The sequence below is a fragment of the Bacillus sp. JZ109 genome (assembly GCF_053903135.1).
The window spans coordinates 967,186-980,705 of the sequence record NZ_CP096388.1; the positions used below are offsets into that span (position 1 = coordinate 967,186).

Genomic DNA, 13,520 nt, shown 5'->3' on the forward strand with positions numbered 1-13,520 from the left:
AAGGGGGTTCGCCATTTGAGTCTATTATGGGTTTTTTACCAAAATAACGTTCAAAAATTAAATCTGTCTAACCTCCCGTCGTCTCATCCGGTGACCATAGGGCCTGATGTGAAGGATTCTGTTACGATCAGCTCCATTCCATTTAATAGCGGAGTGATTTCTCTTAAAAGAAAGGAATCCGGCGGCCAATACGAAGTTTTCCTGGGAAATGATTGTCTCGGCACGATTGAGGCGGATATATCATTTACTCTCCAAACGGATCAGCAGGATATACGCTTGATATTGACGGGCAGTGAACCTGAGAAATCCGTTTATTTTACGGGAAACCGGGATGAAATTGTATGTTCCTCAGAAAAAACGAATGCAGATATTTATCTGAATCCGCAAGACTTTGCATTTGCAGAACAAAGCACGTTTTCTTTGCTTCGTTCAGGCGGCAGCTGGTCGGTCCGCCCTGAAAACGGGTCTATCTTCTTGAACGGAGAGAAAATCAACGCCAATACGCCGCTTAAGCCGGGGGACGAAATATTCTGGAACTTCACGCAAATGAGGGTGACGGAACAAGACCTTTTAGAAATTGTTCATTATGCCCAGTTTGAAACAGCGTTAACAGAAACGGTCAAACCGAGTACAGAGATGCAGAAAAAATATCCGCAGTACAGAAGAACGCCGCGGATGGTATACGATCTGCCGGATGACCGCGTTTCTTTCAGTTTTCCCTCTCAGGAGAGCGATCAAACCAACAGAGGGCTGTGGCTCGTCATCCTGCCTCCGCTTGTGATGCTGATCGTGATGGGCGTAGTTGCCATCATCCAGCCGCGCGGCATATTTATACTCGTTTCTTTGGCGATGTTTATGATGACTCTCATTACCTCTACAGTGCAATATTTCCGGGATAAAAACCAGCGGAAAAAACGCGAGGAAAAACGGGAGCGTGTATATAAGCTTTACTTAGACAATAAGCGGAAAGAGCTTCAGGCACTTGCTGAAAAACAAAAGCAGGTTCTTGAATTTCACTTTCCTTCATTTGAACAAATGAAATACTTAACAAGTGAAATCAGTGACAGGATCTGGGAAAAATCCCTTGAAAGCAAGGATTATCTCCAGCTGCGGCTTGGGACGGGAACAGTTCCGTCAAGCTATGAAATCAATATGAGCGGCGACGACTTGGCGAATCGTGATATCGATGATCTCATGGAGAAATCGCAGCACATGCAGCGCGTCTATAAAGATATCCGCAATGCGCCGGTGACGGTCGATTTGGCAGAAGGTCCGATGGGGCTTGTCGGTAAATCACAAATTGTGAAAAATGAGATTCACCAGCTGATCGGACAGCTGTCGTTCTTTAACAGCTATCACGATTTGCGTTTTGTATTTATTTTTCATGAAGATGAGTATAAAGACTGGGAGTGGATGAAGTGGCTTCCGCAATTTCAAATGCCCCATATTTATGCAAAGGGATTTATTTATAATGAGCAAACGCGAGATCAGCTCCTGTCTTCACTTTACGAATTGATCAGAGAGCGTGATCTCGAAGATGACAAAGAAAAACTGCAGTTCAAACCGCATTTTGTATTTGTCATCACGAATCAGCAGCTGATCTCCGAGCATGTCATTCTCGAATATTTAGAAGGACAGCATGAGCATCTGGGCATCTCGACAATTGTCGCTGCGGAAACAAAGGAAAGCTTGTCGGAAAACATTACAACTCTTGTCCGCTACATCAATGAGCATGAAGGCGACATTTTAATACAAAAGAAAAAAGCGGTAAGAATTCCGTTCCGTCTCGATCATCATCAGCGTGAGGACAACGAACGGTTTTCACGCACACTGCGGACGCTGAACCACCAGGTCGGCATTACGAATTCCATTCCGGAAACGGTATCGTTCCTGGAGCTTTTTCATGCGAAGGAAGTAAAAGAAATCGGCATTCAGCAAAGATGGCTGACAAGTGAATCGTCGAAGTCGCTGTCAGTGCCGATCGGCTATAAAGGGAAAGATGACATTGTGTATCTGAACCTTCACGAAAAAGCACACGGTCCGCACGGCTTGCTTGCGGGGACAACGGGATCAGGGAAAAGTGAATTTCTCCAGACCTACATCTTGTCACTTGCAGTGCATTTTCATCCGCATGAAGCGGCTTTCTTACTAATTGACTATAAAGGCGGAGGAATGGCGCAGCCGTTCCGCAACATTCCCCACCTCCTCGGCACGATCACAAATATTGAAGGAAGCAAAAACTTCAGTATGCGTGCGCTTGCTTCCATTAAAAGCGAGCTGAAAAAAAGGCAACGCCTGTTTGACCAGTATCAAGTCAATCACATCAATGACTATACAAAGCTATACAAGCAAGGGAAAGCAGAAGTGGCGATGCCTCACTTGTTCTTAATTTCTGATGAGTTTGCCGAGCTGAAAAGCGAGGAGCCTGATTTTATCAGGGAGCTTGTCAGTGCCGCGCGTATCGGACGAAGCCTCGGCGTTCATTTGATTTTGGCGACACAGAAGCCAGGCGGCATCATCGACGACCAGATCTGGAGTAACTCGCGCTTTAAAGTAGCGCTCAAGGTCCAGGATGCCACCGACAGTAAAGAAATTTTGAAAAACAGCGATGCCGCAAACATTACCGTAACAGGCCGCGGCTATTTGCAGGTCGGAAACAATGAAGTGTATGAGCTGTTCCAATCTGCATGGAGCGGGGCGCCTTACTTAGAGGAAGTCTACGGTACTGAGGATGAAATCGCGATTGTTACAGATACGGGTCTGATCCCGCTTTCTGAGGTTGATACCGAAGATAACGCGAAAAAAGACGTTCAAACCGAAATCGAAGCTGTAGTTGACGAAATTGAACGCATCCAAGATGAAATGGGAATCGAGAAGCTGCCAAGCCCTTGGCTGCCGCCGCTTGCGGAACGTATTCCGCGCACTCTTTTCCCTTCAAACGAAAAAGACCATTTCCACTTTGCGTATGTCGATGAACCTGATCTGCAAAGACAGGCGCCAATTGCTTATAAGATGATGGAAGATGGAAATATCGGCATCTTCGGCTCTTCGGGCTACGGAAAATCGATTGCAGCCGCAACGTTCCTGATGAGTTTTGCGGACGTATACACACCTGAAGAGCTTCATGTCTATATCTTTGATTTCGGAAACGGAACGCTGCTGCCATTAGCGAAGCTCCCGCATACCGCGGATTACTTCCTGATGGACCAGTCAAGAAAAATTGAAAAGTTCATGATTCGCATCAAAGAAGAAATTGACCGCCGTAAACGTTTGTTCCGGGAAAAAGAAATCAGCCACATCAAAATGTACAATGCGCTGAGCGAAGAAGAGCTTCCATTCATTTTTATCACCATTGACAACTTTGACATTGTCAAGGATGAGATGCATGAGCTTGAATCGGAATTTGTCCAGCTTTCCAGAGACGGACAAAGCTTGGGTATCTACTTTATGCTGACAGCAACGCGGGTGAATGCTGTCCGCCAGTCATTGTTAAATAACTTGAAAACAAAGGTTGTCCATTATCTCATGGATCAATCAGAAGGATATTCCATTTACGGCCGTCCGAAATTCAATCTTGAGCCGATTCCGGGACGCGTCATCATTCAAAAGGAAGAGCTTTATTTCGCGCAAATGTTCCTGCCTGTTGACGCCGATGATGATATCGGCATGTTCAACGAGCTGAAATCAGACGTACAGAAACTTCAAGGGCGATTTGCTTCAATGGAGCAGCCGGCACCGATTCCGATGCTGCCTGAGAGCTTGTCTACGAGAGAATTTTCTATCCGCTTCAAGCTGGAACGCAAGCCTTTATCTGTACCGATCGGGCTTCATGAAGAAACAGTCAGCCCAGTCTATTTTGATTTAGGCAAGCATAAGCACTGCCTGATTTTAGGCCAGACTCAGCGCGGGAAAACAAACGTCTTAAAAGTAATGCTCGAACATCTGATTGATGATGAAACTGAAATGATCGGCCTGTTTGACTCGATTGACCGCGGCTTATCTCATTATGCGAAGGAATCAGCTGTTTCATATTTGGAAACGAAAGAAGATATTGAGCAGTGGATTGAAACAGCTGAAGACATTTTCAAAACAAGAGAGGCCATGTATGTAGAAGCCGTCCGCCAAGGAGACGCACAAAATCTGCGATTCTCACAAGTCGTGCTGATGATTGACGGGATAACGAGATTCCAGCAGACGATTGATACGAGAATACAAGACCGTCTCGCTAACTTCATGAAATCATACGCTCATCTTGGGTTCAGCTTTATCCCGGGCGGAAATCACAGCGAATTCTCAAAAGGCTATGACTCCTTGACGACTGAGATGAAGCAAATCCGCCACGCGATTCTGCTGATGAAAAAGTCTGAGCAAAATGTCATTCCTCTCCCGTACCAAAGACAGGAGCCTGAGATTCAGCCGGGCTTCGGATATGTTGTGGAAAACGGGAAGGAGCAAAAAGTTCAAATTCCTTTATGTTCTGCTGAAAGGGAGAGTGCTAGATGACAGAACAACGAAAAAGCTTGATCAAGTTAATATCCGCCGTCATCATCATTTTGCTGCTGCCGGTGTTGTTTTTCCGATTTATCGGAGACGACCCAACGAAAAAAGCAGTCAATTCCACCCGGCAAATCGCGGTGGTGAATGAAGACACAGGCGTATTGAGTGATGAGGTAAAGTCTGATGAAGAGGACAAATCCGCCCAGTTCGGCAAGGAAGTAGCGGCCGTTCTGGGTGAACGTCCTGATTATTCGTGGACCGTCGTAAACCGAAGCGCGGCCGAGACCGGTCTCGCTTCAAAGAAATACGATGCGATTGTCTACATTCCCTCAGACTTCTCAAAAAACATTTTGAGCTATGACAAAGACCATCCTCAAAAAGCAACGCTCGAATTCAGCATTCAAGATAACCTTAATGCGGTTAACAAAGAAAAAGTTCAGCGTGAGCTTGAGGATGCCCAAAAGACAATGAACAAAAAAATGTCGGCCTTATACTGGAATTTTGTTTCACAAAAAGTGGACAACATCAGAGGAGAATTTGACAAGATCGTCAATAAAGAATCTGAATTCCAGAATGTCATGTACAACTTTTACAAACCAAGCTCTAATGATTTAGCAGGTGAAATCAAACAGCAAAAAGACTTAATCGATGAGCTGAAGAAATCAATGAATGAAGCGCAAGGCACGACAAAAGAAAAAGCTTCTACAGCGGAAGAAGCCAAAAATACGCTGAAAGAATTCATTGATACAGTTGAAAGATACAAGGAATATCAAGAAAATCAGAAAAAGCTGCTTTTGGCAGCCCAGGATTCAACACAGCAGCAAATCCGGACAGGTCTGGATGCCATCCAGGCACAGCAAAAGGCGAATCAGTTCAGCGAACGCATGAGCGGGTTGGCAACTGGGATCAGCCAAGCGAAGACACAGCTCGGACAAACCAGCAATGTGCTGGCAAACGCCCAGCAAATTAGGGAAGGGCAAGTGTCCCAGCAGGAACTTGGCATGGCAAAAATCCAAAGTAATTTAATCGAACAATATCAGGCCGCATCAAGACAGGCTGCACTAAATCAGGTGTATGAATTGCTTGTCCCGGCACGTCAGGCATTGACAGTTGCGAAAGGGGACGACCCAGTCATAGACGATGGTTCTGACAACAATGATAAAGATAAAGACCCTAAAGAAGAAGATCCTGAAGAACTCAAAATTGATCTTGAAAAACAGCGTGAAGAACTGAAAAATATCGCTGCTGATATTCAGGATATTTCAGACAATCTGAAGGAGCCTGAAAAAGAGGATCCAACACCGGAGGACCCGGGTACTGAACCAGACGATCCGTCCACTGATAACCCAGAAAAACCTGATGACGGGGGCAGTACAAATCCCGATGATACACAGGGCGACACAGGGAACGATAATAACAGCAGTGATACCGGTAATGACGGACAAACGGACGGCAGTACTCAGGATCAAGACCAGCAGAAGGGAACAGACGGTCAGGAGCAGCCCAGCGATGCGTCAGACAGCGGAAAAACTGAAACGGGCACATCTGTCGAACAGACTGCTTCATCTGACTCAGCCCTTCAATTTATCAAGCTGGCAAATGAAGACGGTACCGGAGATTCAGGAGGCGACGGTGGCACGACTGAGCCAGGAAATGAAGATCAACCAGGAAACGACGACATTTCTGATATTGCAAAAGCAAAAGAACAGCTCAGCAAAGCGTCTGAGCGAATCAAGCAAATTGAAGAAGAGCTCAAAGAAAAAGAAACTGCTCATAATGAAGAGTTGAAAAAGAAGTTAGAGGAACTAACAGAGCAAATGAATGGTCTCACTGATGAAATTGATGACCTGAAAGACAAAGTGAAAAAGCTCGAAGGTAAACTTGAAAATCTCGAAGCGAAACGGAAGCGGGAGTTTGAAGGGATTTACAGTGCGATTCGCGAGCTTGAAAATAAAGATCAGCTTCAATTCTCAGGAGACATCAATACAGAAAGCATCTCCGCTTTAATGAGATACTATAAATATTTGTCTGTTTATGACTCTGTATTATCCGGTACGATTGACAGTGCTGCAAAAGCCGGCGCCATTAACGGCCAGCAGGGCAACGTCAAATCAGTCCTGGCTCTCTCACCTGAAGAATCAGCCAGCTGGGAAGCTCTCAAAAACAACACGATGCAAACTGACGAAGACATTAACAGCTTCATCGACGGAATGACCAAATTTGCGGACGACTACAGCGGCTTTATTCGTGACTCTCAAGCAGGTGTTCTCGACGAACTGACGAAAATCTCTGAAAGTGCCGCAAAAGCGTCAGAACAGCTTGTAACGGGCGCAACACAGGAATCTGCGACGTTCAGCAACGATGGGCTGTCTGGCACCATGGCACTGAGTGTCCAAGATACGGTCGGCCAGGAAGTGCTGCAAATGTCAGACATGATGGGTTCATTGTCTGATCGCCAGTCAGGCATCATTGATTACACAACCAACATGCAGCAAAGCGTCAATGATGTTCAAGCGAAAGCCGACACCTTAAACAACAACTGGGGGAAAAATGTAGCCTCCACGAAACTCGTGCGAAATGACGTATACGGCATACTCGGAAATACATTAGTAGACGGGCAAAACAATGGCTATGTATATGATTACTTAGCGAATCCGCTTAAAATCAGCGGAGAGGTTCCGGAAGAAAAAATTCAGACGGTACCTCCGGTTGTCATCCTTGTCATTGTGTTGATCAGCAGTCTGTTAATCGGCTATTTCAGCTCGTATTACCAAAACGCACCGCTTCTCGTCAAAGGAGCGTTATTCGGAATTCTGAATATCCTTGTCGGACTTATGATCAGCTTGTTCGGTTTGAATATTTATTCACTGCCGGACGATCAGACGATTAAGTGGTCGGTGTTTACGATTCTATTGCTGGTCGCAAGCTCTGCCTTCATCCGGACGGCATTCAGATTCGGATCAATCCCTGGCTGGGTTGCTTCAGCGGCAATGATTCTATTCTATGTCGCACCGCTTATTGATTTGATCATGCCGAACTTTACATTTGAAGATCCGGTTTCGAAAGTATATATCGACATCCAGTACGGTACTGGGCACTTGTTTACAATGGGAATAACAGTTCTGCTGATCATCACGGTGATTGCCGCGGCTCTGCCGCTGATTATCCGGCTGATGGCTGAACACACAGCAGAAAGCGATGAAACGTATGAAGCGTAATCGCAGCATGGAAAAGGGGATCATGATTTGTATGCTCTCCTTTTCCCTTTTCATACCCTCTGCAGCTGCTGCCCAAACTGAAGAAAATACAGATGTCGCGCCAAACCAGTATGAGAAAAAAGACATCGAAATCGATACGAATTATTTGCATGAAGATACCTACTATGAAGAAAAAACAGAACTGCCTGAGGAACAGAAGGATATCACTTTTGATAAACCGAAGGACAAGGACGCCGAGCTGATAAAAGATTTGTTTACATCAACAAATGCCGAGGATTCCAACACGATTGCGGCCCAGTCGAAACAGCTTGGAATTACATTTGCAGAAAAACCAATAACAAAGACATCATCAACGGAAACAGAAGATGAAGAAGAAACATCATCATTGCTGCTGCCGATGATCTATGTCGTACTGATCCTGCTCGGAATTGCAGGCATCGTGTTCCTCATCCCAAAAGTCACAGCGCAGGAAAACAAGAAGGCATAGGCCGCGTGCTTGTGTTGTGTAAAAGCGGTGCCGTACAATAATAACGGAAAAGGAGGTTTCCAATGGAACTTTATATCATCACCGGAGCGTCAAAAGGGCTGGGTCAAGCCATTGCATTACAGGCTTTAGAAAAGGGGCATGAAGTCCATGCCTTATCCAGAACGAAAACGGATGTCTCTCATGAAAAACTAACGCAGCATCAAATAGACCTCATCAATCTCAAAGAAGCTGAACAGCAATTTGAAACATTGCTCTCATCCATCGATCCAGATCGTTATTCTGGTATTACCCTGGTCAATAACGCCGGAATGGTAACGCCGATCAAACGTGCCGGCGAAGCGTCTCTTGACGAGCTTCAGCGCCATTATCAGCTGAACCTGACTGCGCCCGTGCTTTTGAGTCAGCTGTTTACAAAACGGTTTGCTTCATACAGCGGCAAAAAGACGGTTGTCAACATTACTTCAGGAGCCGCCAAAAATCCATATAAGGGATGGAGCGCGTATTGCAGTTCAAAAGCCGGGCTCGACATGTTTACGAGGACATTCGGATTTGAACAGGAGGATGAAGAGCTGCCGGTGAACATGATTTCGTTCTCACCTGGAGTGATGGACACTGAGATGCAGGCCGTCATCCGTTCTTCATCGAAAAAGGATTTCCACCACATTGAACGATTCCGGAAATTAAATGAAACAGGAAGCCTTCGCAGTCCGGACTTTATTGCCGGCACGCTGCTTTCTTTACTAGAAAAAGGGACGGAAAACGGCCGCATTTATGATATTAAAGAGTTTTTGTAGAGCAGATATTTTCTGCTCTTTTTTTTATACAAAAGGCTACAGCCAGCGCATTTTATTGAACAGCCGCATATACTGACTGAAACGCTGCTTTTAGGGTATAACAATGATGATAAGAAGATCAAAATGATGTGACATAAGAATTGAGTTTCTCTGCAAATTATGTTAGGATTCTAAAAATATCTAAAGGAGGGGTTTCCATGAGAAAGGTTACATTAATGGATGTTTTCACCCATCCAATTGCACAAAAATATCTTCAGCGTTCCGGCGTGGCACATGCGATTGCCTGCGCTTATCATGCATACAGGCTGTCTGTGAAGGCTGACATTAATCCTGATTTAGCAGCAAAAGCGGCACTGCTTCATGACATCGGCCATTATGAATGGTATACAGACGGAAAGTGGGATTATGAGAAATACAAAAGAAATGACATTCATGCCATTAAAGGGGCGGAACGCGCGCATAAGCTTCTGATTCGGCTTGGCGAGGAACCGAAAGCGGCAAAAGAGATTGCACTAGCCATTTTGCTTCATACAGATTCCTATTTGCCTGAAGGCGAATTAGATAAAAACACGCTGCAGCAGATTGTCAAAAAAGCGGACGAACTGGATGAAGAGCCGGGCGGCCACCATCATTACCGCCAAATTGATCCTTCAACCGCACGAAAAAAAATAGAAAAGCTGGACCAATTAATCGATCAAGCCCAGGCACCCGTGATAAAGCCTGTATAAGTACGGAACAGCGCCCAGCTTTCTTCGCTGTCTCCGCTTCATCGATACTTCCTTTACACCCGCTTCCAAACGTATTCTCCTAAAATCTCCGCACCCCTTTGTTTTATCAGGTAAGCCTGTGTCATTATCCATAAGCGCGGCATAAGCTGAGATAAAACACACAAAGGGGATAAAAGTATGGTCAACCAAGGTAGTCCGCAACTGGTCTCTTTAGTCGATCCTTATGTCTATCAGACCATTAAAAAGCTCATCGGCTCAAGGTTCGTTATACAGACAGTACGAGATACGGTCAGAGGCAGACTGATCGATGTAAAACCTGACCATATCACAATTGAAGGAGCCCGAAATTCTGTTTGTTTGATCAGAATCCAGCACATGATTTCCGTCACCCCAGATTACAGTGAGCGGGTCTAACAGTGCTTGCGCATGAAAAATAGGCGTACACCGGGACGTCCTATTTTTCAGTTAAGCGCTGTAAAAACGCACTATGATACATTGTTCCATCAAGGTCAAAGCCGGCAAATTCCTGATAGTCACCATCTGAAAAACAGAAAGTGACACCGTACACCGTATAGCAGGAACGGACTGAAGCATGCTGGCAGACCCGAAAATGATAACCGTCTGAATCTTTTACATATAGCCGGGATTTCCCGGCAAATGGGGCACAGAGGTGTGCTGCCTCACCAAAACATTCGAATCCGGCGATTTTGCCGTCTTGACTGATATCCAGCAGGAGACAATCATTGACTCTGAGCTCCTCAGTCCGTACATTCCTGTTCTTTTTCGGAGGAAGAACATAGATATAAGCTAGTTCTGAATTTGTATCGTATGTCACGGCCTTCATCACCAACACTCCTTTCATTATATTAAGAGTTCTGATATGAGTTCATTTTTGTTACAATGATGGGGTATAAGTTCTTTTATCTGACAGACAAAGAAAAACTAGGAGGAACAAAGCTTGTTGAAATCAAAAGTCCATTTTTGGACATTGCAGATTTTATTTGTTTTGCTGATTATTTTTGTAGCAACAAAAGTTTCATTTGTATTTCAGCCGTTTATTGTTTTTATCTCGACATTGTTTTTCCCGATGCTAATTGCGGGAATTTTGTATTTCATATTTAATCCGGTGGTCCGCCTGCTTGAGAAAAAAATTCCGCGGACATTATCCATTCTATTGATCTATTTACTGTTTATCGGTTTGCTTGCCTTTATTTCAGCGTCAGTCGGACCTATCATCACCTCACAGGTGACAGGGCTGTTTAACAACCTTCCTGATTATATAAAACAGATTCAGGCGCTGACAAAGGATTTGTCCCATTCTCAATGGTTTACCTGGATGATGAACCAGGATTATGTATCGATATCAAAAATTGAACAGTCATTGACAAGTTTTCTCCAAAACCTGCCGCAAAATATCACGTCCAGTTTATCTGCGGTGTTTGGCGTCGTGACAAACATCACGCTTGTTATTATTACTGTTCCATTTATCCTTTTTTACATGCTGAAAGACGGACACCGCTTTCCGCATTTGGCAGTAAAAATTCTACCGGCTTCTTATCGGACAGAAGGCTTAAAGATTTTTAAAGATTTATCCGATACGCTTGCGGCATATTTCCAGGGGCAGCTGTTAATCTGTCTTTTTGTCGGAACAGCGTGTTTTATCGGCTATTTAATTGCCGGACTGCCGTATGCCCTGATTCTCGGGATTGTCATGGCGATTACCAATATCATTCCCTATGTCGGGCCTTTTCTCGGTGCCGCGCCGGCTGTCATTGTCGGTTTTATGGACTCGCCGGCCAAAGCGCTGTTTGCGATTATTGTGGTCGTCATCGTTCAGCAGCTGGACGGAAACCTGCTGTCTCCTCTTGTGATCGGAAAGCGGCTGAATACCCATCCGCTTACGATTATTTTGCTATTAATCGGAGCGGGAAGCTTCGGCGGAATTCTCGGCATGATTTTAGCGGTGCCGGTTTATGCGGTAGTGAAGGCGTTCTTCCTGAATATTGTCCGCTTGATCAAGCTGCGCCAGCGGTCACGACTCGAGGAAAACGCAAAGCCAGCTGAATAGGCGGGCACCATTAGCGGCTCTTTGCATATGATGCTGTAAATCAATGCGGAGGTGGGGAAATGCCTGCAATTGTGGGGCCGATTTATATCATGTCAGTTACGGGTAATGCCGCGGCAAGCTTTGGAGACGTATTTGCGATTTCGCCCAAAAGCGTCGCTCATTCAGGGGCGGGGTCAGGCGCTTTTCAGCTTGGTGATTTTGTGAAGATTAACAACCAAACGAGTAAAACTCTTTTCAAAGATGCCGATATCACTGATGAAACAGTTTCGTTTAACGGGTAACAGCCTTTTCACAAGAGGCTGTTGCTTTTTTATTGTATAATATGGGTAGTCTTTGAATAGAGAGGTCATGTTATGAAAATCAGAAAAGCAAATATCAATACGCAAACCGGAATGATCACGGACGTGTATCTGCATGAAAACAGAAAAGAACTGCGCACGCTTGTAGCGGTACCGCAGCTGGAGTGGAGCACGATCATTTCCTATGAAGAAGATAAAGCAACTCTGCCTGAACGGCTGGAAGCGTCGTTGCGCCGGCATACAGAGGAAACCCCTGCTGGTGAGCTGGCCAAAAAAATCATTCATTGGGTAACAGAAATGTAAGCGGCGCTTGAAAGTTTAGCTCCTGCCTGATCAGGTGATAATGAAGACAAACAAGACGGGAGGACAGGCTTTTGAGTGAAGATAAAATGGATCTGTATTTGCAGCAAGGAATGTATGGGCCTTTGGAGACAAAGCCTGACGAGCGCCATTTGTTTTTAGGCTCTTTAAGAGAAAGAGTCGTTTTGGCACTGACGAAAGGACAGGTGCTTAGAAGTAAACCGTATAAAGAGGCGGAGCACGAGCTGAAAAACAGCCATAACGTCACCCTTTTGGTTAATGGAGAGCTTCAGTATCAGTCTTACTCTCCTTATATCCAAATGGCGAACCGGTACGGAGTGCCCTTCAAGATTGTATCTGATCTTCAGTTTCATACGCCTTTAGGCCTCGTTATTGCGGCTGACATCGCTGTGAATCGTGAATTGATATATATTCAGGACGACATTTATAATCGGTCAGTGCTGAAATCTTAAGAGACAAACGGACCGTTTGTCTTTTTGTTCATGGCAATTCACTTACAACTGGAGATAAGATATAATGTTCTCATACTGATGGCGGGGAGGCCGGCTATGAAAAAAGCACTTATTTGTATTGATTATACGAATGATTTTGTGGCGAGTGACGGAAAATTGACCTGCGGGGAGCCCGGCAGAATGATTGAAGAGGCGATCGTCAATTTAACTGAAGAATTCATCACAAACGGTGATTACGTCGTATTAGCAGTAGATTCTCATGATGAAGGGGATCAATATCACCCTGAAACCCGTCTTTTTCCTCCGCATAATATAAAAGGCACGGAAGGAAAAGATCTGTACGGAAAGCTTTTGCCTCTATATCAGAAACATGAACATGAACCTAATGTTTACTACATGGAAAAAACGAGATATTCTGCTTTTGCGGGAACTGATTTAGAGCTCAAACTCAGAGAGCGGCAGATTGGCGAACTGCACCTTGCCGGTGTCTGCACAGATATTTGTGTGTTGCATACAGCTGTTGACGCATATAACAAAGGTTTTCGGATTGTTGTGCATAAACAAGCTGTTGCCAGCTTTAATCAGGAGGGGCACGCATGGGCTCTTTCCCATTTTGCAAACAGCATCGGAGCGCAAGTGGCAGAGTAAGGAAGGGG

At 45.0% G+C, this 13,520-nt stretch carries 12 protein-coding genes; 11 read left to right on the forward strand and 1 reads right to left on the reverse strand.

Annotated features, from left to right (window positions below):
• The first annotated feature begins 15 nt into the window (after window positions 1-15).
• The 6 genes from essC to M1D94_RS04930 all read left to right on the forward strand — a co-directional run bounded on the left by essC (window position 16) and on the right by M1D94_RS04930 (window position 10,138).
• On the forward strand, window positions 16-4,503 hold the full coding sequence (gene essC / locus M1D94_RS04905) for a type VII secretion protein EssC (RefSeq protein WP_456270442.1): 4,488 nt from the start codon (window positions 16-18) through the stop codon (window positions 4,501-4,503).
• Window positions 4,500-7,715: a type VII secretion protein EsaA gene (gene esaA, locus M1D94_RS04910; RefSeq protein ID WP_153257007.1), complete on the forward strand. Its 3,216-nt coding sequence runs from the start codon at window positions 4,500-4,502 to the stop codon at window positions 7,713-7,715. The genes essC and esaA overlap by 4 nt, the downstream gene beginning before the upstream one ends.
• 31 nt (window positions 7,716-7,746) lie before the next feature.
• Window positions 7,747-8,202, forward strand: a complete 456-nt coding sequence (essA, locus tag M1D94_RS04915; protein WP_072175169.1) for a type VII secretion protein EssA — start codon at window positions 7,747-7,749, stop codon at window positions 8,200-8,202.
• Between the two features lie 62 nt (window positions 8,203-8,264).
• On the forward strand, window positions 8,265-8,996 hold the full coding sequence (locus M1D94_RS04920) for a (S)-benzoin forming benzil reductase (RefSeq protein WP_038828669.1): 732 nt from the start codon (window positions 8,265-8,267) through the stop codon (window positions 8,994-8,996).
• A 197-nt stretch (window positions 8,997-9,193) separates the two neighbouring features.
• Window positions 9,194-9,724 (forward strand): HD domain-containing protein, encoded by a 531-nt coding sequence (locus tag M1D94_RS04925; RefSeq protein ID WP_077671124.1) that lies wholly within the window; start codon window positions 9,194-9,196, stop codon window positions 9,722-9,724.
• Between the two features lie 177 nt (window positions 9,725-9,901).
• A complete protein-coding gene (locus M1D94_RS04930; RefSeq protein ID WP_003220677.1) occupies window positions 9,902-10,138 on the forward strand; it encodes a YuzF family protein in 237 nt (78 codons plus the stop codon).
• A gap of 40 nt (window positions 10,139-10,178) precedes the next feature.
• On the opposite strand, the gene M1D94_RS04935 is transcribed toward M1D94_RS04930, so the two are convergent.
• Window positions 10,179-10,568: a DUF2283 domain-containing protein gene (locus tag M1D94_RS04935; protein WP_015714629.1), complete on the reverse strand. Its 390-nt coding sequence runs from the start codon at window positions 10,566-10,568 to the stop codon at window positions 10,179-10,181.
• A gap of 114 nt (window positions 10,569-10,682) precedes the next feature.
• Between M1D94_RS04935 and M1D94_RS04940 the strand changes: the two genes are divergently transcribed.
• The 5 genes from M1D94_RS04940 (at window position 10,683) to M1D94_RS04960 (ending at window position 13,512) form a co-directional block, all read left to right on the forward strand.
• A complete protein-coding gene (locus M1D94_RS04940) occupies window positions 10,683-11,792 on the forward strand; it encodes an AI-2E family transporter (RefSeq protein ID WP_014480712.1) in 1,110 nt (369 codons plus the stop codon).
• Between the two features lie 59 nt (window positions 11,793-11,851).
• A complete protein-coding gene (locus tag M1D94_RS04945; protein ID WP_015384524.1) occupies window positions 11,852-12,073 on the forward strand; it encodes a spore germination protein in 222 nt (73 codons plus the stop codon).
• Between the two features lie 72 nt (window positions 12,074-12,145).
• Window positions 12,146-12,394, forward strand: coding sequence for a YueH family protein (locus M1D94_RS04950; protein ID WP_003228783.1), 249 nt, complete (start codon window positions 12,146-12,148; stop codon window positions 12,392-12,394).
• Window positions 12,395-12,465: 71 nt separating this feature from the next.
• Entirely contained in the window at window positions 12,466-12,864 is a 399-nt protein-coding gene (locus tag M1D94_RS04955) for a YueI family protein (protein ID WP_014480710.1), read from the forward strand.
• A 96-nt stretch (window positions 12,865-12,960) separates the two neighbouring features.
• Window positions 12,961-13,512, forward strand: a complete 552-nt coding sequence (locus M1D94_RS04960; protein WP_014477836.1) for a cysteine hydrolase family protein — start codon at window positions 12,961-12,963, stop codon at window positions 13,510-13,512.
• Window positions 13,513-13,520: the final 8 nt, after the last annotated feature.